Source organism: Vibrio sp. 1401 (assembly GCF_033340295.1).
This window is the reverse complement of record NZ_JAWOWF010000015.1, coordinates 64,166-82,948: the sequence shown is the minus strand read 5'-3', so window position 1 is coordinate 82,948 and position 18,783 is coordinate 64,166. Positions and strand designations below refer to the sequence as shown.

The 18,783-nt window shown below is 43.8% G+C and carries 18 protein-coding genes; 9 read left to right on the top strand and 9 right to left on the bottom strand.

The genetic code is table 11. The annotated features are described in order from the left end of the window. Window positions 1–6: 6 nt before the first annotated feature. Together R7Z77_RS10185 and R7Z77_RS10180 are read right to left on the bottom strand one after the other, a co-directional pair. Window positions 7–1,827, bottom strand: coding sequence for a putative bifunctional diguanylate cyclase/phosphodiesterase (locus tag R7Z77_RS10185; protein WP_005375494.1), 1,821 nt, complete (start codon window positions 1,825–1,827; stop codon window positions 7–9). Window positions 1,828–2,010: 183 nt separating this feature from the next. After that, window positions 2,011–2,898 (bottom strand): LysR family transcriptional regulator, encoded by an 888-nt coding sequence (locus R7Z77_RS10180; RefSeq protein WP_017635852.1) that lies wholly within the window; start codon window positions 2,896–2,898, stop codon window positions 2,011–2,013. A 105-nt stretch (window positions 2,899–3,003) separates the two neighbouring features. Here R7Z77_RS10180 and R7Z77_RS10175 point away from each other — a divergent pair, with 105 nt between their 5' ends. From R7Z77_RS10175 to R7Z77_RS10165, 3 genes are all read left to right on the top strand, one after another. Continuing rightward, complete coding sequence (locus R7Z77_RS10175) at window positions 3,004–4,197, top strand: multidrug effflux MFS transporter (protein ID WP_064354587.1); 1,194 nt, start codon at window positions 3,004–3,006, stop codon at window positions 4,195–4,197. A gap of 176 nt (window positions 4,198–4,373) precedes the next feature. Then, a complete protein-coding gene (locus R7Z77_RS10170) occupies window positions 4,374–4,721 on the top strand; it encodes a hypothetical protein (protein ID WP_005391198.1) in 348 nt (115 codons plus the stop codon). Between the two features lie 133 nt (window positions 4,722–4,854). Next, a complete protein-coding gene (locus R7Z77_RS10165) occupies window positions 4,855–4,989 on the top strand; it encodes a hypothetical protein (protein WP_017635854.1) in 135 nt (44 codons plus the stop codon). Between the two features lie 127 nt (window positions 4,990–5,116). On the opposite strand, the gene R7Z77_RS10160 is transcribed toward R7Z77_RS10165, so the two are convergent. From R7Z77_RS10160 to R7Z77_RS10150, 3 genes are all read right to left on the bottom strand, one after another. Continuing rightward, window positions 5,117–5,731: a glutaredoxin domain-containing protein gene (locus R7Z77_RS10160; RefSeq protein WP_064354589.1), complete on the bottom strand. Its 615-nt coding sequence runs from the start codon at window positions 5,729–5,731 to the stop codon at window positions 5,117–5,119. 43 nt (window positions 5,732–5,774) lie between these two features. Then, the gene (locus R7Z77_RS10155; RefSeq protein WP_318136650.1) at window positions 5,775–6,632 is read right to left on the bottom strand and encodes a DMT family transporter; all 858 of its coding nucleotides are present in this window, start codon (window positions 6,630–6,632) and stop codon (window positions 5,775–5,777) included. A 464-nt stretch (window positions 6,633–7,096) separates the two neighbouring features. Beyond that, window positions 7,097–8,068, bottom strand: coding sequence for a porin (locus R7Z77_RS10150; protein ID WP_005375535.1), 972 nt, complete (start codon window positions 8,066–8,068; stop codon window positions 7,097–7,099). Window positions 8,069–8,677: 609 nt separating this feature from the next. On the opposite strand from R7Z77_RS10150, the gene R7Z77_RS10145 reads away from it, so the two are divergent. Further along, window positions 8,678–9,736, top strand: a complete 1,059-nt coding sequence (locus R7Z77_RS10145; protein WP_064354590.1) for a porin — start codon at window positions 8,678–8,680, stop codon at window positions 9,734–9,736. A 221-nt stretch (window positions 9,737–9,957) separates the two neighbouring features. Beyond that, entirely contained in the window at window positions 9,958–10,572 is a 615-nt protein-coding gene (locus R7Z77_RS10140; protein WP_017635857.1) for a fumarylacetoacetate hydrolase family protein, read from the top strand. On the opposite strand, the gene R7Z77_RS10135 is transcribed toward R7Z77_RS10140, so the two are convergent. The 3 genes from R7Z77_RS10135 to R7Z77_RS10125 all read right to left on the bottom strand — a co-directional run bounded on the left by R7Z77_RS10135 (window position 10,569) and on the right by R7Z77_RS10125 (window position 12,497). After that, window positions 10,569–10,880, bottom strand: coding sequence for an AzlD domain-containing protein (locus R7Z77_RS10135; protein WP_005385193.1), 312 nt, complete (start codon window positions 10,878–10,880; stop codon window positions 10,569–10,571). The two genes, R7Z77_RS10140 and R7Z77_RS10135, sit on opposite strands and share 4 nt — an antisense overlap. Beyond that, on the bottom strand, window positions 10,880–11,590 hold the full coding sequence (locus R7Z77_RS10130) for an AzlC family ABC transporter permease (protein WP_064354591.1): 711 nt from the start codon (window positions 11,588–11,590) through the stop codon (window positions 10,880–10,882). The genes R7Z77_RS10135 and R7Z77_RS10130 overlap by 1 nt, the downstream gene beginning before the upstream one ends. 79 nt (window positions 11,591–11,669) lie before the next feature. Beyond that, window positions 11,670–12,497, bottom strand: coding sequence for an AraC family transcriptional regulator (locus R7Z77_RS10125; protein ID WP_005385198.1), 828 nt, complete (start codon window positions 12,495–12,497; stop codon window positions 11,670–11,672). 229 nt (window positions 12,498–12,726) lie between these two features. Here R7Z77_RS10125 and R7Z77_RS10120 point away from each other — a divergent pair, with 229 nt between their 5' ends. Next, window positions 12,727–13,359, top strand: a complete 633-nt coding sequence (locus R7Z77_RS10120) for a LysE family translocator (protein ID WP_005375522.1) — start codon at window positions 12,727–12,729, stop codon at window positions 13,357–13,359. Between the two features lie 79 nt (window positions 13,360–13,438). Beyond that, on the top strand, window positions 13,439–13,861 hold the full coding sequence (locus R7Z77_RS10115) for a GNAT family N-acetyltransferase (protein ID WP_005375519.1): 423 nt from the start codon (window positions 13,439–13,441) through the stop codon (window positions 13,859–13,861). A 98-nt stretch (window positions 13,862–13,959) separates the two neighbouring features. On the opposite strand, the gene R7Z77_RS10110 is transcribed toward R7Z77_RS10115, so the two are convergent. After that, complete coding sequence (locus tag R7Z77_RS10110; protein WP_025768465.1) at window positions 13,960–15,654, bottom strand: phospho-sugar mutase; 1,695 nt, start codon at window positions 15,652–15,654, stop codon at window positions 13,960–13,962. Between the two features lie 330 nt (window positions 15,655–15,984). On the opposite strand from R7Z77_RS10110, the gene coxB reads away from it, so the two are divergent. Continuing rightward, window positions 15,985–17,148, top strand: coding sequence for a cytochrome c oxidase subunit II (gene coxB, locus R7Z77_RS10105; RefSeq protein WP_005385208.1), 1,164 nt, complete (start codon window positions 15,985–15,987; stop codon window positions 17,146–17,148). Continuing rightward, window positions 17,145–18,776 (top strand): cytochrome c oxidase subunit I, encoded by a 1,632-nt coding sequence (gene ctaD / locus R7Z77_RS10100; protein ID WP_064354592.1) that lies wholly within the window; start codon window positions 17,145–17,147, stop codon window positions 18,774–18,776. The genes coxB and ctaD overlap by 4 nt, the downstream gene beginning before the upstream one ends. The last annotated feature ends 7 nt before the right edge of the window (window positions 18,777–18,783 follow it).

Here is an 18,783-nt window from a genome sequence, read left to right as displayed (position 1 = left end):
AGTACGTTAGGCACTCCGCACTTCACGTTCATTTATCAGGTGTACGATTTCTTCAACACTGTGTGGACGAGAGTAAAAATAACCTTGGATGTAGTGGCAGCCCATTTCAATTAACTTTTGTAGTGCTCTATCGTCTTCTACTCCTTCGGCAATCAAATCCACATCGAGCAGCTCTGCCAATTGCGCTATCAAAAACACTACTTGTTCAGAGGTTGTATTTGAGAGCATGTTCTGCACAAAGGTAGCATCGATTTTGATGCTATCAATCGGATAATTGTGTATATAGTTCAAGCTTGAGTATCCCGTACCAAAATCATCCAGTGCGACTTTAAAACCCAAGTATCGCAACGAGTTAAGTACCATCTGTTCACGGCCACTTTGTGAGAGTAAGACGGTCTCGGTGAGCTCTATAACAAAGTCTTTTGCTTCGTGCTGATACTTTTCAACCATGTTGGTTAAGTGATTAATATAACGGTTGGAATCAACCAGCTCATACGCTGAGCAATTGATGGAGAGTTTGACTTTATAGCCTAGGTTCGCTTCGAGTTCTTGCTTTGCGATACACGCGAGTTCAATAATCCGTTCACCTAACTCGATAATCAGGCCTGATTGTTCGGCAGCTTCAATGAACTCCGCTGGAGAGATATTTCCATAGATATTGCTATTCCAACGAGTCAAAATTTCAAAGTAATTCCAGCGGTCGCTCGTGATATCGACGATCGGTTGAACCACTACATACAACTCATCGCTGTCTTGTATATCAGTACTTAGCTGGATTCGCATTGCCTCAATAAGCTGCGTCCTACGGTGGTATAACGCACTAAGGTGTGTGTCGTAATGCTGAATCCGTGTATCGCGGTGTTTTTTACAATCTTTGAGAGCGAGACTGGCATTCAAAATCAGCTCATCGCTGTTCAACATATGTACTGGGGCACGTGCAATACCAATACTAACGGTGAAAGAAATCCGGTTAGATTTGTCGCTGTAGCCGCTTTCAATTTTGTCGAGTACTTCCTGACACACGGCGACAGGATCTTCGTCGTACGTGATGAAGGCGAATTCATCTCCTGCAACACGGAACGCATTGTTTGGCGACGACAAGCTCTGTTGAATGGCGTTAGCTGTGAACTTAATGATTTGGTCGCCGATATAGTTTCCGTTGATATCATTGATCGATTTGAAATTATCGATATCAAGATACGCCAAACTGAATGGACGAGTCGCTTGCTGCGTTAATGTCTCCAAGGTATCAGCTAAACAGCTACGGTTGAGCAGTCCAGTTAGGTTATCATGCGATACCTCATAGCTAAGCTGATTAAGAAGCTTATCTGAACGTTCACTGACCCACTTTTCACGTAAGCTATGAATAATGACATTGGCATAAAATCGGTGGAAGTCGAGGATATCTTGCGCTTCTTTCGCGTGGATGCTTCGGGTAAAGGTAGACAGTAAAATTCCCAGAACTTCGCCATTTTGTGTCTTCAATGGCAGGCCAATGTAAGCTTGAATGCCATCTTCTTGAAACATCTGATCTTCAGGAAAACGCTTGTATACCTGGTCTTGATAGAAAATATGTTCGCCAATGTCTTTCGCCACTTTTTCACAGGGGGTGCCTGAAAGGTGGTAGCTTAGGTTGTCTGTAATTTTTCCATTGCTGGCGAAGGAAATGGTATGAGCCGAATGCTGAAGATGCGCAACTTCTACAACGCAAGTGCAATGGCTCTGCAAGTGTTGATGAATATCTAACGTGACTCGGTTTAGCTGAGCCGTGCCGTTTAGCTTCAATATCTCATCAATTTTGTGGAAACTGATTTGTACCTGACCCATCGAGCATTTCACCTAGCGTTGTTATTAACATATCGTGTAAGACACGACGAATTATTATTTGATATGCATCAAATAAACTATCGGTTACTAAGGCAGATTTTTCAAATTTTGTGAACGAACAAATCATTATTTTCATGTTTTTATGCTTGAACCTTTTAAAGGTATAGCGATAAAAACGCTAAGCTAGGCGCGCTTCTCCTCTTCTAATCGTGATTTGAGATAATCGAGGAATAGCTTAGTCCGGGTATGCTGATAATCCAGCTTTGGATAGTAGGCATATACAGTGGCTTTATCCGCTGTGATATCGGGCAGGATAGGGACTAACGCGCCGGATTTGAGATCATCTTTGATCATGACGTTGTTCGTCATCAAAATACCCATGCCTCTTTTGGCACCATGAAACAGCGCTTCTGGGTTGGTCGTGGCAAAGTTACCGGACAAGCTGATACGCTTACCTCGATTTGTTTTGATTTCTCGTGAGGGTTTTTCTCCCCAAATCAGGACATTATGCTCTGTCAGATCCTCAACGCATTGCGGTGTTCCATATTTTTTTAGGTAACTAGGCGCAGCGTAAAACTGGGCTTTATGTTCGAAAAGCGCAGTGGCTTTGAAACTCAGAGAGTTCAGTTGCTCTAATTCCCGGCTAATAAACAGGTCTAAGCTTAGCTCTGGCAATTGGCCTGGTAGCGTTGTTGTTAATTGAAGTGTGATGTCTGGATATTTCTCAAGAAAATCATCGAGATAATGAACTAGAAACTTGGAACCAACGGCCAGTGTCGCGCCAATTTTTAATAGCCCCGCTGGTGATTGGTTGACTGAGCGAGTTTCATCTAATACCGATTGCCATGAATCAAGCTGACTTTTTGCTCGTTGATAAAACAGCGCACCAGCTTCAGTTTGGCTAATTGAGCGGGTCGTACGTTTGAGTAGTTGAACGCCAATTTTATCTTCTAGCCATTGAACTCGCTTACTGATAGCTGAGCTGGTGGTATTGAGTTTCCGCGCTGCTGCATTAAAGCTACCTTCTTCGACCACACGAATATAACTCTTCACGCTTTGAATCCAGTCCATTGTATCTCCTTGGGAATTAATTCCTTTCCAACTTAGCTGATTATCATCTTTGAGTATCAAATATACACTGTTTGCCATCAATCTGTCACAAAGTAGGAGGAACGTTTGCGTAAAACACCATTGTTATTAGCGATGATGATCATTGCCACAGGCCAAGTTGGCGTTAGTATTTATCTTCCTTCTTTGCCGTTGATTGGTCATGACTTGAATTTGCCGCAACATTCGATTCAGAATCTCGTCACGCTATTTCTCGTTGGCTTCGGTATCTCTCAGCTTTTTTACGGCCCATTGTCTGATGCGATTGGTCGTCGGCCGGTGTTTATTTTGGGGCAAAGTGTATATCTAGTTGGTACGGTTATTTGCATCGCGTTTTCGGACAACATTGTTGCCCTTGAAGCGGGACGGTTACTGCAAGGCCTAGGAGCGGGCAGCGCTTCGGTACTTGGTCGGTCAGTACTGCGTGATAGTTATGACGGTATGCAATTAACCAAAGCGCTATCTTATATTTCAGTCACTGCTTCAGTGATGCCAATTATTGCTCCGCTGTTTGGTGGCTGGATTGCTTTTCACCTGAGTTGGCATGCTGTCTTCGTGTTTGTGCTGATTTACTTAATGGCAATTTTTACACTTGGTTTATTGGTGCTGCCAGAAACGCTGCCTTATCCGAAGAGAAAATTTAAAGTAGGCGAAGTAAGCGCGAACTATTTGCGTCTGTTAACGAATACACAAGTGATTGGTAGTGCGAGTTACAACTGGCTTAGTTATTTATCGGCTCTGGTTACTCTCTCCTTGTATCCATTTTTAATGCAACAAGAGTTAGGATTAACGGCGGCAGATTACGGCTCTTTGATGATCATACCATCAGTTGGTTTGCTGACGGGTAGCTTAGTGCTGAATTTGATCAATGCTCGTTACAAAGCTCAGCAAATCTTGCTGATGAGTTTCGCGATTGTTTCTGTTGCTGGCGTCATGTTGCTGGTTACCCCCTTCAGTGTATTTTCATTGCTGACGGCATTCACGTGTTTAAGTTTTGCCCAAGGCATGTCATTCCCAGTATCGATCAGTTTGCTACTTTCGCCACATAAGCAACAGGCAGGCGCGGTTTCTGCGTTATCTGGTTCTATTCAAATGTGTTTAGCAGGTTTGTTTGGTGGGTACTTAGTAGACTCATGGGTTACGAATCAGCAGCAGCTTGGGGTGTTTTATTTGTTTATTGCGTTACTTTCTTGCTTTGTTCTTGTACTAAGCCAATTTCGTAAAGTGCCAGAAGGGACGGTTCAAGCAGAAACTTCCATCTGAATATACTTGCAACCAGAAGGTCGGCTTTCTAAAATGCGCAGCTAAATTAAGTCTGGCCTGTTGTGTATACTGAATAACTTGGTTTGAAAGGAAGAGGGCGAACCTTGATACTTCTCTCAAGCTTGGAATACATTTCTGCCCAATGGCTATCCGATCTCTAATCGTTAGGTGAAAGAATGCAACAAAACGAATTTGAAACACTGGTAAAAGAAATTACTCAGCAAGAAAGCATGCCAAAGGCGCTCGAAGTCTTGAAGGCGTGTGAGGAAGAAGAAGTTGCACAAGCGGCGCAATCCCTAACGGGTCAGTTTGGCCTTGCAGAAGTTGATGGTGAGAAACGTATTTACCATATTACCACTCAAGAAGACGAGTCCGGAGAAGAGCAAGAATACGTAGAGCACGTCATGAATGAAGGCGATCACTTGATCAAGTTTGCAGCGTGGTTCTTTGAAACATTCTTTGAAATCAAACAGAAAGATACGTACGTCGCGGCGGGTAAAACATACCAACAACCGAAGCGATAGACGCTCATTTCAAAAAATCCACGAAAACCAAACTGAAAGTTAATTACAAAATAAATGTGACTGGAGTCTTGTTTTTATCTATTTGTGGTGTAAAATTACTACATAGTTAAGTCAATACATTCAGGAGAAGGTCATGGGTAACGAACTTGGTGGTGCTTATATTGGCCAGATGATTGCAAAAGACGCGATGCACAAAGCGCTTTACGGTAAAGCGAAGAAGAAAAAAGCTTCTGTTTTTGCTCGTGTTATTAAAAAACTGGCGAAATAATTTAAAAAGCCCTGATTGAAAAATCAGGGCTTTTTGCTTTTCTCTGTTTTGTTGTTAGTAAGTAGCCAACATATTGCACAACATTGGCAAAACGCTACTCAAAGACTGATGACATTTAAATCTAGAATTACGCGGATTGGCTTGGTATCTCCACAACATTGTTAGGCACTTTATCTAGCCCCTTTGCTGATAACCACTTTTCTAAATCGTCAGCGCCTCCAATATATTTTCCATCTAACCAAATTTGCGGCACTGTTACCGGTGTTTTTTCGCCAATGATGGCTTTTACTTCAGGAATCATGCGATATAAGGCGGCGCTGTCTTTAACTACATCATGGTACTCATACTGAACGCCAGCCTCGTCAAGTAATTGTTTGGCTTTGACACAGTAAGGGCAAGTTGCTTTACCATAAACAATGTTGCCTTTTAGCTCATCGCGTTTTACCCACTCAGCAATAACAGACTGTACAAGCACACCCCGATTCAATGCTTCTCCTTGGCTGATAACTTTCCCTTCGACAAGAAGAATGGGTGCATGCCAAGCACCAGCTTTTAATGGTTCCCACCAGTGCGATAACCAATCTTTTACTTCAAGTTCAACGGGCACATTGGCTAGTTCGTTTTCAAAAGTATCCTTTAAAATATCTTTGGTTAATGTACATTCACCACAAGGAATATTGACTTTGAATGGGCCCCAACTACCAGCCCAGCGATACAGTGTAATTTTGATTGGTTGACTCATATGGGTTCCTCATTTCCTTTCCTGAAAATATAGAACTTTTAAATTAGATTTTTCTTTCAATTAACTTTGTCTTTTTCGCTTCCCAATGCGTAATAAACGCAATAGATGCAATAATAATCGCAGCACCTAACCATAAACGACCAGGTGGCACCCAACCAAACACCAACCAACCAGCAACAACATTCAAAGGCAGTTTGGCGTGATCAAATGGTTGCACAAATGAGGCGTCTGCTACTGCATATGCTTTAACGATAGCCCATTGAGCGAGTGCTGTAAGTGCACCTGCGGCTAAAAGCACACCCCATATCGTCCACGTATCTGGCATAGTAAACGTCGGTATCGCTAACAAGATATTAAATGGTGTTATCAGCAGCAATAAATAGACAACCATGGTTGATGGCGGATCGTTTACCGACATTTTTTTAACCATTAATGAATACGCTGCCCAGAAAAATGCGGCGCCAACAGGGAGCAGGGTCGCCCATGTAAATGAGTCTGCCCAAGGCTCAAGAATGATCATGGCACCAACAAACCCCGTCAATGTAGCGAGCCAGCGTGCAGTACCTACTTTTTCTTTGAGTAACAAGCCAGAACCAACTGTGGCAAATAACGGGGAGGTCATGAGAAGTGCAATACCTTGCCAAATTGGAACTGGGTAAGCGAGAGCCCATAACCAAAGTTGAATCCCGATAACAGAGAGAAAAATGCGGAATGCATGCCAGCCAAAGTGTTGGGTTCTTAAAGAACGTCTAATCCCAAGTGTACGTAGGTAGGGCAGAATAACAAATAAGGCGATTGCATATTGGAATAACGCAAATGTGGTGGAGGAGACACCAAAGTTGATGCTAGCAATTTGGGCGAAGCTGTTCACTATGGCGAATGCCAAGCCAGCTGTTAGCATCCAGGACGCACCTTGAACAGGATGATGATTCAATTGAAAAATTCCAGTTTGATAGAGGTGGCGGGATCATACGTCCTATTGTTTTTCGCGCCAATAAAAAAATGCCTCCCAGAGGGAGGCGACATTACCAATTCAAAGGACGTGCCTGTTATAACAGGTACAAAGAACGAGAAGCACAAACGCTGCCATGCATTTGCATAAATAATATTGCAGAACACGTGCCAACTTTTATATGTTTGATTTTAAATGGTTTTTTTGTTTTTCTATGTTGTCGATTAGATGAAATGCACTAACTTAGTGATCAATCGCATTAAAAGAGGGCAGAAGTAGGCGTCGTTACGCTCGTTTTTCATTGCTGAGCGATGCTTGGATAGTGTGAAAACTTATCGAGTTGTGTTGGGTTACATAAAAAATGGCCAGCAAAGGTGCTGGCCAAGTGGACTCGCTCTTAGGACAAGAGTGAACTAGAAATCGTAACGTACGCCTAGGCGCAGTGTATCTTCGCCTTCTGTTACTAGACCTGTTGTTGCATCTTTTGCTTCATCAAGTTGGTTGATGTAGTAAGACAGGTAAGTACGGAAGTTGCTGTTTAGTTTGTAGTAACCAACAAGCTCGATACCTTCAACGGTGTCGTACTTTGAACCGTTGTCTGGATCATTCTCTTGAGCTGTGTATAGAGCTGCAAGTGTCACTTTGCTTGCTACTTTGTAGCTTGCGACTAGCTCGTAAGCCGTAAAGTCTTCAGAGTCAGTCAGGGAACCTTGAGAATAAGTACCTGCTAGGTAAAGGTTGTCCATCGAGTAAGCGATACCACCTAGAATTTGATCTTCAGAGTTATCTTTATCTACATCGCCACCAGAGTATGCAAGACCAAAGTCGAGGCCCATTGGTAGTGAGTACATTCCAGAGATGCCGTATTTATCTTCGTTATCGCTAGAGTTTGCTTGGTAGGTTGCTTGAAGTTGTAGTGCATCAAACGCACCACGGTATGCGAAAACGCTGTCTTGCTTATCAGACGACGAATCAATAACTTGCTGAACACCAGAGAATTCTGTGATATCCGTCATGTCAGAGATGATGACTGCAGCCATGTCTTGACGACCTACAGAGAAAGCACCGATATCAGAGTCGACGCCTGCATACATGTAGCGGTTTTTGAATTCACTCTTGCCCGTTTTTTGTTCGGCTTCGTAAACACCGAAAGCAGAAAGGCCGTTGCCGATGTCTGTTTTACCTTTTAGGTTAAGACGAGCACGGCTTTTATCTTCCATGGAACCTTCAACTTCAGCACCGTCTGAACCGATGAAGTCACCACGAAACTCAACGCGGCCGCCAACTTTTAATTCAGTACCGTCGTTTTTGTATACAGTTGCTGCGAATGATGGTGCTGATACCAATGCTGTAAGAATTGCAGTAGTTAGTGCTGCCTTTTTCATTTTCTTATTACCCTAGTTGTAATCGATGGGCTTTCTTGCCCGATGTGTTGATGACGCTAAGGTAAAGGCTGAAAATGAAAGATAGATTTCTGTTAAGTTATGATTTGATTGCACTTTTATTGCTGGAAAGAATAAGTTCCCCTTCTCATACCACTTATAAAAAGAAAGGTTTATCTTTTTTGAGGTTTTTTCCTCTCCGTTAAAGACTGTGTTTTTTTCAAAAAGTTCCTGAATTGCTTCTTGACCCTAAATGTAAGTAAACATTTCAATTTGGCAGGGAAGTTTGGCCTAAAAATAGCGAATCATCAGCTATTTGTGAGCTAACTCTCTCTAAAGCATTTCTTATTGTAAGGTTTTTATTTCTCGATTTCTTGAAGGCTAAGTAAACGATTGCTTTTTAGGTTTTGTCTGAGATCTTTTCACTCGGTTGTCAGGAACTAATCAAATAAAGTGTCGGCAGTTGTTACACAAAGGTAAAACTAATCTGGTGGAAACGATGCCTCGGATAGCCTTTGTATTCCTCTCTTTGTTCATCATTTCGTTTTTACGAAAGTGAACCAAAGCCGGGTCTAAAACTGACTAACCAACTAATAAGTAATGGATTTAGAAATGAATAAAAAATTATTAGCAGCGGCAATCGCGGCAGCAACCTTCGGTACTCAAGCAGTTGCAGTGGAACTATATAATAACGATGGCACAACATTTTCGATGGGCGGCCACGTTTCTGTTAATTTAAATGGATCAGAGCAAGGTGACACGGATGTGGGTACTAACTCTCCTCGTATCAATATCTCTGCGACACAGGATTTGGGTAATGGCTTCACCGCAGACGCACGTGGTGAATGGGCGCTAAACTACTTAGACGGTGGTGAAGAGTCGTTTAAAACGCGTCTAGGTTACTTAGGTGTAACGCATGAGGTTTATGGTCGTGCAGTAGGTGGTACGCAATGGTCACCTTACTACGATGTCGCAGGTATTGCAGATATGCCAATCGCGTTTGCCAACGACTTCATCTATGACGATCATGGAAACCTTGGCACTGGCCGTGCGGATAAAATGCTTTCTTACCGTAATGCCATCGAGCTGGGTGAAGCGGGTGTGATCAACTTTGGTCTTGGTTGGCAGGGTGCAAACGATGATTACACGCGCAACGATGCTGGAGTTATAACTGGCGGTGCTAAATACGATGACCGTGTGCAAGCTGCGCTTTCTTACTCAATCATGGGCGCTAAAATCGGTTACTCTTACAATGGCGGCGATTTCCAGCACCCTGCATATGCAGGTAAGCACACGGCGGAATCACACGTTGTATCAGCATCTTACGGTGCGTACGGCCAAGGCCTATTCCTTGCTGCAGTTTATGGTTCAAACGAAAACATGAACTTCAGTGCAAAAGGTGACCGTTTAGAAGAAAGTGATGCGTACGAGGCGATCATCGCATACGCTCTGGCGAACAGCCTAAACTTGAGTGTTAACTATGAAATGGTGGAAGGTAAAGAGTTTAAGAACTCTAAAACAGAAACTGCTCGTGAAGAAATGGCACTACAAGCAGAATACAACTTCACGCCTAAATTTGTTGGTTACGCGGGTTACCAGTTTGACCTAAATGACGACAATGGTCGTGAAACTGATGACAAATGGGCGTTAGGTGCTCGTTACTACCTATAATAGGGTTTAGCGAGAACTATTATTCAAGCTCATTGATCTAAAGCCAGCCTCGTGCTGGCTTTTTTGTCTATTTGTTTTACAAATACTTTGCTGTTTCAATTAGATGATACAAAATTCAAAACGGGGTGAATGTCTTATTTTTTACACTAGAGGTTGCTATTTAGTGTCGTTAAGTCAATAGGTTAGATTATGATGGGATTTTTGTTTTGCAGGGAAGAATGATGAGTGTTATTCAAGTTGAAGAAAAGAAAGTAGAAGTGGGTAAAGTGCTTTGTGTTGGACGAAATTACGTTGAACACATTCATGAGCTTAATAATGCAATGCCTGAGCAAATGGTTGTATTTAATAAACCCGCAACCTCCGTATCAACAACTCTGCGTTCATTCCATCAAGAGCCCCTTCATTATGAGGCTGAAATCTGCTTTTTGATCAAGGATGGACGTTATTCAGCGGTTGGTTTGGGATTGGATCTGACCAAGCGTGGTTTGCAATCCTCGCTTAAAAATCAGGGGTTGCCGTGGGAGCGTGCTAAGGCATTTGATGGCTCCGCTGTGTTTAGTCGGTTTGTCTCTTTGGATAACATTGATATCAATGATCTAAACCTTGAGCTCTTAATCAACTGTGTTCGTGTACAAAAAGGTCACGTTAACCAAATGCTCTATCCGCCGCTAACTATCCTGGATGAATTAACCAGTTACACAACACTTCAAGATGGCGATGTAGTGATGACTGGTACACCAAAGGGCGTTGGTGAGGTACATGAAGGTGACATCTTCCTTGGTCGATTAAAGTGTGGCGATGTCACCTTGTTGGAGATTGAGTGGTTGGCGGATTAAAGCCAAATTCGTAGAACGAGAAATACCACCATACTGATAACCGTCGTTAAAAGAACATTTTTAGTAAAATACGCGATTAAAGCAGCCAGTACGGCAGCCAGTAAAAATGGGTTTTGCACATTGACGCTGAGCTCCCCATCGGGAATGAAAACGATCGGTGCCCAGATCGCAGTCAGTACTGCGGGGCTAGCGTAATTGAGTACTTTTTGAGTGCGCGTCCCTAATCGCAATGGTAGCTTGGGTTCTAAAAACAAGTAGCGGCTGGTGAAAACAAGTACCGTCATCAGCAAAATAGCCAACATGATCATTAGCGTTTCTCCTTTACTTGTTCCACAAAGTAACCAGTAAGCATGGCTAAAATGCTCGAAATCATCAAACTTCCCTCAATTTGATAATAGGTTAGGGCAACTGAGCTCACCAAAGCCACAATAACACTCGCGAGCACCGCTGCATTTTTAATGGTGGGTACTACTATCGCGATAAAAGTAGCGGCTACAGCAAATTCCAAACCCATTTCGTTCAGTTCAGGGATTAGACTTCCCGCAATAATGCCCGTCAATGTCGCGACATTCCAAAACAGGTAAAAACTCAGACCAGCCCCAAGTGCATACCAGCGATTAAATTGTTTATCGGAATGGTGGCCTACAATCGCAAACAGCTCGTCAGTAAGTAAGAAGCCGAGTGATAATCGCCATTTTAGAGGGAGCGGTGCAATTTTACTGCGCATCGATACACTGTAGAGGAAGTGTCGAGAGGTGATAAAAAACGTTGTCAGTAACATGGTCACTAGACCTGCTCCCGTTTTAATCATTCCCATCGCGACGAGCTGTGCAGAACCTGCGAACAAAATGGCGGATAGTGCTTGTCCTTCCAAAGGGTGAAGCCCAGTATCAATTGCGAATGAGCCTGCGAGTAAGCCCCAAGGGAGCACTGCGATACTCAGAGGCATCATCGCAAGTGTACCTTGCCAAAATAGCGTGGCTTTTGATTCTTTTTTTAACGGCAAAGTGTGGTCCATAGTTTCTTCTTATTTATTCCTAAATCAGATTACCAAGATAGCTCGGTAGTCGCATAACGCCTTGTACAATATTGCTGCTTTAGCTGTGACGGACGTATTGGCCGGGAGTGACGCCCATGGCTTTTTTAAAGTGTCGATGCAGATGGCTTTGATCATGGAAGCCGCATTCTTGTGCCACGTCTGAAATTTTTTGTCCCATTTTTAGTAGCTTCTTCGCCATACGTAAACGTTGCTGAATTTGATAGGCATGAGGCGGAAAGCCAAATTGCTTTTGAAACTCTCTCAGCAGATGAAAAGGGCTTAATCCAGACAGTTTGGCGAGTTCTTCTAGTGAGACGTCCGTTTGTGGAAAGTCTTCCAAAAATTCTCTGACGAGCTGCACTTGTCGCTGAGCTCTGGTTGACTCTTTCAGTGGTGCCCGATGAGTGCTGTGTTTACTGGCTAGCTTGATCAACGTGCCGTAAACCAAAGTTTCTCTCAATAAACGGTTGTCTGATTTTTCTAGTGTTTCAAATACCAATCGTAACTGACTAGCCAGCTCAGGATCGTAAACCACAGGTTGAGGGAAATAGGGCAGAGCTACATTTGGTGAACCAAGCTCTTGTCCTAAAGTTTGAAACTGCTGAGGTACAGGGTACATTGCTTTGTATTCCCAACCGCCTTCCGAGGCTGAATGCCCGTTGTGTACTTCATCTGCATTAACAAGGATGATGCTGTCCTGTGGCGCGATATGATTCCCGCCCGTCCTAAAAAATTGTTGTGCCCCTTTTTCGATGACACCAATAGTGTAACCTTCGTGGCTATGGCGTGAAAAATTCTGCTTCTCATACTTTGCATCGAGAAGTTCTAAACCGCCGAGCTCTTGAGCTATCTTGAAGGTAGCGATTTCCTTATTCTTTTCTTTCATCTTTATCCGGTCTGCTCAAGAAAATCATTTTAGAAGTGTAACGGATCCATCGTGCTTATTTTTGTACAAAATTGCTATTCGATTTTGATAAACAGGCGAATTGATTGCTACTTTTCAACTGGGCAAACTATGATTTTTATTTTTTGACTTATCTTGGCTATTTTGGGCTGGATGATGTTATTTTGTTGGTATAACATTCGCCGCCTTGTTGTAGAAAAGCGGTTCCATCATGATTGATTTATCTGTACTTCCTGTTTATCTCACCGCAGTAGTGGCTTTGTTGCTGTTACCAGGGCCCGATATGTTGCTGATAGCGAGCTCTAGTATGAGTTACGGTAAGAAGGTCGGTCTTTTTGCTAGCTTAGGCAATGCGACGTCTGGTGTTATTCTTACTTTGCTTGCTGCGATGGGCGTATCTACCCTGATTGCCATGAGCCCAATAGCCCTTAAAGTCCTTCATCTATTAGGTGGCGCTTACTTGTTAAAAATGGGTTGGGACTGCTTACGAGCTGAGGCATCTTCGGCTCCAGAGCTTGATGGTCAAAACAAAATGGCATCAACTTATTATCAGCGTGCTTTGATGAGTAATTTGCTTAACCCTAAAGCCTTGGTCTTTTTTGTGATGTTTTTGCCGCAGTTTGTCTCAAGCAATATCACTGCATCTTCCGGTGAGCAGATGCTAGCGCTAGGGTTATTGTTGAACGTTCTTGGCTTGTCATTCAATTTATTACTTGTTGGGTTAGCAGGCACATTGGGCAAAGGGCTGCTCGAGAACGAAAAATTCCGCACGTATCAACATAAACTAATGGGGTTAGTGTTTGTTATTCTGGCGTTGTGGATGCTGAGTAGTTTCGCCTTGTAAAGTTATCATATTCCATTAGAAAGCCAGCAATTGCTGGCTTTTTGTTTTAGGATATTGGTGTTTCCTAAGGAGAGGATATATGAAGCTTGAATTTTGTTTAAATCCAGATCAAACAGACCTTGATTTTGTTCGTGAAGGTATTCGATCTTATAACCGACTGCATTTACCTGAAGGGGAAGTGCATGCTGTAGGCTGTTTCGCAAAAGATGAGAATGGCAAGATCATGGGTGGCTTGACTGGCGAAATGTTTAAAAATACGGTGTTTGTTGAGTTTTTGTGGGTAGACGCTGAAAGTCGAACCTCTGGTCTCGGTAGTCAATTAATGTCGATGCTAGAACAAAAAGTAAAGCCTCATGGGGTTACCCATGTTTATTTGGATACCTACAGCTTTCAAGCTCTTGAGTTCTATCTCAAATTGGGTTTTGAGAAAGTGGGGCAGTACTCAGGCTATCCTGCAGAGGGCATCCACAAGTACTTTCTACAAAAGGAAATTGTAGGCTAGGGAAAGCACGGGTTAGCTTGACTTGTTCTAGTGAAAATCAAAAAAGAGGCGCGAATTTGCGCCTCTTGTTGTATCAAATATCTATGTTTCTCTTTGACTTACAAACTTTGCTGGTGCGCGTCGATAAGTTCGTTCATCTTCGCTTCTGCTGCTTGCTGTGCTTGTTCATAGCTCATATCCGCAGGGAAGAGGTTGATGACTTCGTAGTAACATTTTAGTTTTGGCTCAGTACCAGAAGGACGAACAATCACGCGAGATTGATCTTCTAGGTGATAAATCAATACGTCACTTGCTGGTAAGTCAATGGATTCTTCAGAGCCGTCGTCAAACATGCGAACCGATGTTTTTAGATCTTCGGTTACTGCAACTTTTTTACCAGCAATCTCTGTTGGTGGATTGGCTCGGAGTTTGTCGCCGATTGGTGGAGAGTTCGGGTCGAGAGCGATGCTGCGTTGTGCGTTGAAGTAGAAACCGTGCTCGCGGTACAGCTCTTCCAGTTTATCCCACAGTGTTTTGCCTTGCGCTTTAAGCTTGCCTGTTAGCTGTGAAAACGCGACGATTGCAGATAAACCATCTTTATCCCACACCTTGTTACCCACGGTATAACCGAGCGCTTCCTCATAAGCAAACAAGAATGGGTTGGTTTCTGTCTCTTGTTCCATGGCAACGTTAGTAAGCCATTTAAAGCCAGTTAATGTTTGATAGTATTGTGCGCCATGCGCCTTAGCGATGCTGCTCAGCATTCTTGAGGATACGATGGTGTTGCCAACCAAAGCGTTAGGTTGCTGTTCCAGCAAGTAATCGCCAAACAGTGAGCCCACCTGATCACCTGTTAGCATTTGATACTCGCCATCTGGGCGTTTAACTGCCACGGCAAAACGGTCCGCATCTGGATCGTTCGCGCAAGCGATATCGGCATCTACGGACTTACCTAATGCCATCACCATATCCATTGCACCGGCTTCTTCAGGGTTTGGGAAGTTGACGGTTGGGAAGCTTCCATCAGGTTCGCGCTGTTCCTTAACACTTGCCACTTTTTGGAAGCCTGCGTCGGCAAGTAGCGTTTCCGCCATATTCGCGCCAACGCCATGCATTGCGGTGTAAGCAATAGATATATCGGTATTGTTGTCAGGAGTAAGCAGCGCGTTTTCGTTCATTGTCTTACGGTAAGTTTGGTAGTAGTCGTCTTCCAACCAAACTAACAAACCGTGCTGTTTTGCATCATCGAGAGACATTAAAGGTAATGGCTTCGTTGTTGCGTCATCAATTTTCGCTGCGATTCCAGAGTCGTGTGGAGGAATAATCTGTGCGCCATTCTCCCAATATACTTTAAAGCCATTGTATTCTGGTGGATTGTGACTGGCAGTAACAACAACAGCGGCCGCCGCATTCAATGTACGGACACCAAACGCGACAATTGGGGTTGCTGCAACGTCATACGTTAGGTAAACCTTGATACCAAGGGCCGTCAGTACGGATGCGGTATCATGCGCGAATTGTTTTGAATCGGGACGACCGTCGTAGCCAATAACGACACCACGACTCGCGGCATCTTTGACTTGCTCAAGCAAATAGTTCCCTAAACCAGTGGCGGTCTCTTGAATCACCAAGCGGTTCATTCGGTTTGGACCTGCGCCCACTTTGCCACGTAAGCCTGCAGTACCAAAGGCAAGGCGTGAGCCAAAGCGATCAGTAAGTTCTTGTTCATTGTTCGTATCGACGAGGTGTTGTAGCTCTTCACGAGTCTTAGGATCAGGGTCTCGTTCTAGCCATTGCGTAATTAGTGCTGTCATATCAGTCATTCCTTAGTAGGGGGAGCCTACTTTCTTGGACACTTCGTTTGGTAAGTATCTCAATGTTTTCTTTTAAATCAATGTAAATGGTTCTCAATTACATTTCAAAGAGGGCAATCGATAAACCGAATTAATTTTTCTTATCCGAACAAAATTTAATCATATTTAATTTCTTGAAGAACCTTGGAACTATAACTAGCCTTTTAACATAAATATAACAAACCGTGTCGAAATCGTAGTTTTTGTGATTTTTCGTAAAGTTGTTCGATATTTGCATCGGGACGCAAGGAAGCTCGCGTAGGCGTAGCGGCTGAGCAGAGGAGAGATCTTTTGAAAAGATTAACGACTACTCTAGCCTTATCACTGAATGTGATTTTAATCACATTTTCCTCTTTTGGTTGGTCAAAGGAAAATGACTACAACATGACAAAAGGGGTCACAGAGATAAGTGGGCAAGTGTATGAATTACATATGCTGATTTTCTATATCTGCTGTGTAATTGCTTTGATTGTTTTTGGTGTGATGTTCTATTCCATCTTCCGTCATCGCAAGTCAAAAGGAGCAGTTGCAGCACATTTCCATGAAAGCACAAAAGTGGAAATTATTTGGACGGTCATACCCATCATCATTCTTGTCGCTATGGCGATTCCCGCAACAAAAACTCTAGTAGCAATGGAAGACACAAGCCAATCGGATATCACGGTCAAGATCACAGGCTCGCAATGGAAATGGCATTACAGCTATTTTGGTGAAGATGTTGAGTTCTTCAGTTTGCTTGCCACCAGCCAAAAACAAATTGATGGAATCGAAGCTAAAGGCGCGCATTACTTACTGGAAGTAGACAACCCTTTGGTGTTGCCTGTGAATCGCAAAGTGCGTTTTTTGATGACTTCTGATGATGTCATTCACTCTTGGTGGGTACCAGACTTTGCCGTCAAGAAAGACACCATTCCAGGTTTTATCAATGAAGCATGGACAAGAATTGATGAGCCAGGCGTATATCGCGGTCAGTGTGCGGAGCTATGTGGTCGTGCACACGGATTTATGCCAGTGGTGGTGCATGCAATGGAAGAAGAAAAGTTCGATGAATGGCTAGCGAGTAAGAAGGAAGAACTCGCGCTTCAAAAAGCGGCGGCACAAGAAGCGCTCTCTCAAGACTTATCTATGGACGAATTGATGTCGCAAGGCGAATCGATATACACGGCGCGTTGCGCTGTGTGTCATCAGGCAAATGGTGAGGGGATTCCGGGTGCATTTCCCGCGATTAAAGGCAGTCCTATTGCAACCGGAGATGTTACAGAGCACATAGATATTATTGTCAACGGTCGCCCGGGCACCGCAATGCAGGCTTTTTCTAATCAGTTAAGTGACAAAGAAATTGGCGCGGTTATCACATATCAACGAAATGCATGGGGCAACGATACTGGCGATACAGTGCAAGCATCCGATGTGAATGCCTTTAAGGCACAAGGCAGTGCTAAGGAGGAAATATGAGTAAGCCAATAGATAAGGCAGTGAAGTCTGCGCCAGCAGAAGCCAGTGCGAACAGTACCATTGCGATCGATGATGGTCACGAGCATCATGCACCCCAGGGCATCACTCGTTGGTTGTATTCTACAAGCCATAAAGACATAGGCACCCTCTACCTTTGGTTTAGCTTTGCGATGTTTCTAACAGGTGGTGCGATGGCAATGATCATTCGTGCCGAACTGTTCCAGCCAGGGCTACAGCTAGTCGATCCGCAGTTTTTTAATCAAATGACCACGGTACACGGTTTAGTGATGGTATTTGGTGCGGTGATGCCAGCATTTACGGGTCTTGCTAACTGGATGATCCCGATGATGATCGGCGCTCCTGATATGGCGCTGCCGCGCATGAACAACTTGAGCTTTTGGATCTTACCTTTTGCATTTCTTATTTTGTTTAGCTCGTTGTTTTTACCTGGCGGCGGTCCTGATTTTGGTTGGACGTTTTATGCTCCGCTGTCCACGACTTATGGACCAGATAGCACTGCGCTGTTTGTATTCTCTGTGCATATCATGGGTATCAGCTCCATTATGGGCGCGATCAACGTTATCGTGACGATCGTAAATATGCGAGCTCCGGGAATGACTTGGTTCAAGTTACCAATGTTTGTTTGGACTTGGTTAATTACCGCTTTCTTGTTGATCGCGGTTATGCCGGTACTAGCGGGTGCAGTGACCATGGTTCTTACTGACAAATATTTCGGGACTAGCTTCTTTGACGCAGCTGGTGGTGGTGACCCGGTAATGTTCCAACACATCTTTTGGTTCTTTGGTCACCCAGAAGTGTACATCATGATTTTACCGTCGTTTGGAATCATTTCCGCCATTCTGCCTGCTTTCAGTGGTAAGAAGCTGTTTGGTTATCATTCGATGGTTTACGCGACGTGCAGCATTGCATTGTTATCTTTCCTTGTGTGGGCGCACCACATGTTTACCACGGGGATGCCAGTTTTTGCTGAGCTCTTCTTCATGTATTGCACTATGCTGATTGCGGTACCAACGGGGGTTAAAGTCTTTAACTGGGTTGCCACCATGTGGCGTGGAGCTCTGACATTTGAAACGCCAATGTTGTTTGCCATTGCCTTTATTGTGCTTTTTACTATTGGCGGCTTCTCGGGACTGATGTTGGCGATTGTGCCGGCGGATTTCCAATATCATGACACTTACTTCGTGGTTGCCCATTTCCATTATGTGTTGGTATCTGGTGCGGTATTCTCGATCATGGCAGCGGCATACTACTGGCTACCTAAGTGGACGGGCAATATGTACGACCACAAGCTGAGTTTATGGCATTTCTGGTGCTCAATTATTTCCGTCAATGTCCTGTTTTTCCCAATGCACTTCCTAGGCTTAGCGGGCATGCCAAGACGCATACCGGATTACGCCATTCAGTTTGCTGATGTTAATCAAATAGTATCAATTGGTGGGTTTGCATTCGGGTTGTCACAACTGATCTTCTTATGGTTGGTGATCAAGTGTATTCGTGGCGGGGAAAAGGCCTCTGCAAAACCGTGGGAACGTGCGGAAGGCTTAGAGTGGACAGTGCCAAGCCCTGCGCCGCATCATACGTTTACTACACCGCCTAAGATTGACTAGCAAAGAG